This is a genomic window from Actinotalea ferrariae (assembly GCF_019733465.1).
In the GTDB taxonomy this organism is placed as follows: Bacteria; Actinomycetota; Actinomycetes; order Actinomycetales; family Cellulomonadaceae; genus Actinotalea; species Actinotalea ferrariae_A.
This window is the reverse complement of sequence record NZ_JACVQL010000386.1, coordinates 1-1,768: the sequence shown is the minus strand read 5'-3', so window position 1 is coordinate 1,768 and position 1,768 is coordinate 1. Positions and strand designations below refer to the sequence as shown.

General features: G+C 77.4%; 3 protein-coding genes. All 3 read right to left on the bottom strand.

The window, feature by feature from the left end; genetic code table 11:
• Positions 1 to 463 (bottom strand): glycosyltransferase family 9 protein (locus ICW40_RS20125; RefSeq protein ID WP_374199191.1); only part of this gene is annotated, 463 nt, incomplete at its 3' end.
• Complete coding sequence (locus tag ICW40_RS20120; protein WP_308121936.1) at positions 460 to 1,188, bottom strand: SDR family oxidoreductase; 729 nt, start codon at positions 1,186 to 1,188, stop codon at positions 460 to 462. The genes ICW40_RS20120 and ICW40_RS20125, both read right to left, overlap by 4 nt.
• Positions 1,189 to 1,273: 85 nt before the next feature.
• A partial coding sequence (locus ICW40_RS20115; protein ID WP_221655751.1) for an adenylyltransferase/cytidyltransferase family protein occupies positions 1,274 to 1,768 on the bottom strand: 495 nt, incomplete at its 5' end.

The following is a 1,768-nucleotide window of genomic DNA, read 5'->3' as shown; positions in this document are numbered from 1 at the left end:
GCGCGAGGCTCAGCCGGAGGTCCTCGGGGCCGCACGGGCCGCCCGCCTCCGTGACGAGCCGGCACCAGCGCTCGACCTCGTGCTCGTCCGCGCGCCACGCCGGCCCGTCGTGACCGGCCTCGGCGCTCGCGAACGCCACGAGCCGCTCGGGCTGCGTCGCCTGCAGCAGCCGGTGGCTCTCCGGCCCACGACCGTGCAGGTTCACCGCGACGTGGCCCCGGCCGTCCCACTCGAGCCGCTCGAGTCCCGACGTCGGCAGCACGTCGTCGACCACGCCGAGGTCCCGCAGCCACCCGCCGACGCCGGCCGGGGCCGCGAGGACGAGGCGGCGGTCCGGCCAGGCGCGGCGCACGCCGCGCAGGGCAGCGACGCCCGTGAGCGCGTCGCCCAGGCCCAGCGCGCGCAGGACGAGGACGTCGCCCTCGTCCCGCGCGGCGACCGGCCGGCCCGCGTCCCCGGTCACGGCCAGGACGACTCGCCGGAGGCCATCACGAGCATCTCGCGGATCTCCGAGCCGACCGGCTGGCGCAGCGCCGAGATCACCGCCGCCGCCGTGCTCGCGGGGTCGTTGAGGTCGGCGTCGGGCCCGGGCTTGTACTGCTCGGCCCGGTCGTCGAAGAACGCCGTGCGCATCCCGCCCGGGATGAGCAGCGTGACGCCGACGCGTCCCTTGAGCTCGGCCGCGAGCGCGTGGCTGAAGCCGCGCACGCCGTACTTCGACGCGCAGTAGGCCGTCGCGTCGCCGAAGCCGCGCAGCGACAGGGTCGAGCCGACGGTCACGACCGTGCCGCGCGACGCCTCGAGGTGCGGCAGGCACGCACGCACGACGGCGACCGTGCCGAACAGGTTGACCCGGACGACGCGCTCCCAGGTCTCCACGTCGATGTCCAGCAGGCCGCCGCACGCGTCGGTGCCCGCAGCGGTCACGACCGCCGACGGCGGCCCGACCTGCTCGACGAGCTCGGTGACCGCACGCGCGGCGTCGGCCGAGTCGGCCAGGTCGACCTGCACGAACGCGACGCCCTCGCGCGGGGGCACCCGGTCGAGCACGGCGGGGGTGCCGCCGGCCGCCTCGACGGCGTCGACGAGCGCGGCGCCGAGGCCGCTCGACCCGCCGGTGATGAACACGGTGCCGATCTCGCGCGGGACGGCGACGGGACGTGCCGGGGTGGGGCTCGTGGTGCTCACGGATCTCCTTGCTGGGTGGTGGCCGGTGCGGCCGGAGGTGGGGGCAGTGGTCGTGGGCCCGCTCGAGGAGCGGGGCCGGGTGGGATCAGCTCGCGGGTGCGGCGCGCTCGAGGATGCTCGTGGTCGACCGGCCGCCGAGGTACGGCAGCAGCACGACGCGGCCACCGTGCTCGCGCACGACGTCGGCCTCGGGCAGCGGGGCGCCGCCGTAGTCGCCGCCCTTGGCCCACACGTCGGGCCGCAGCCCGGCGAGCACGGCCCGGGGGTCGTCGTCGTCGAACACGACGACGGCGTCGACGCAGTCGAAGGCCTCGAGCACGCGCGCGCGGTCCGCCGCGGTGACGACGGGACGCGTCGGGCCCTTGAGCCGGCGGACGGACTCGTCGGAGTTCAGCAGGACGACGAGCGCGTCCCCGAGCCGGCGCGCGGCCTGCAGGGTCGCGACGTGGCCCGCGTGGACGATGTCGAAGCAGCCGCCGGTTGCGACGAGCGTGCGGCCGCCGGCGCGCAGACGGGTCGCGAGCGCCGCGAGCTCGTCGGCCGTCGCCGCTCGGCCCGCGGCGGCGGCCCGTCGCTCGAC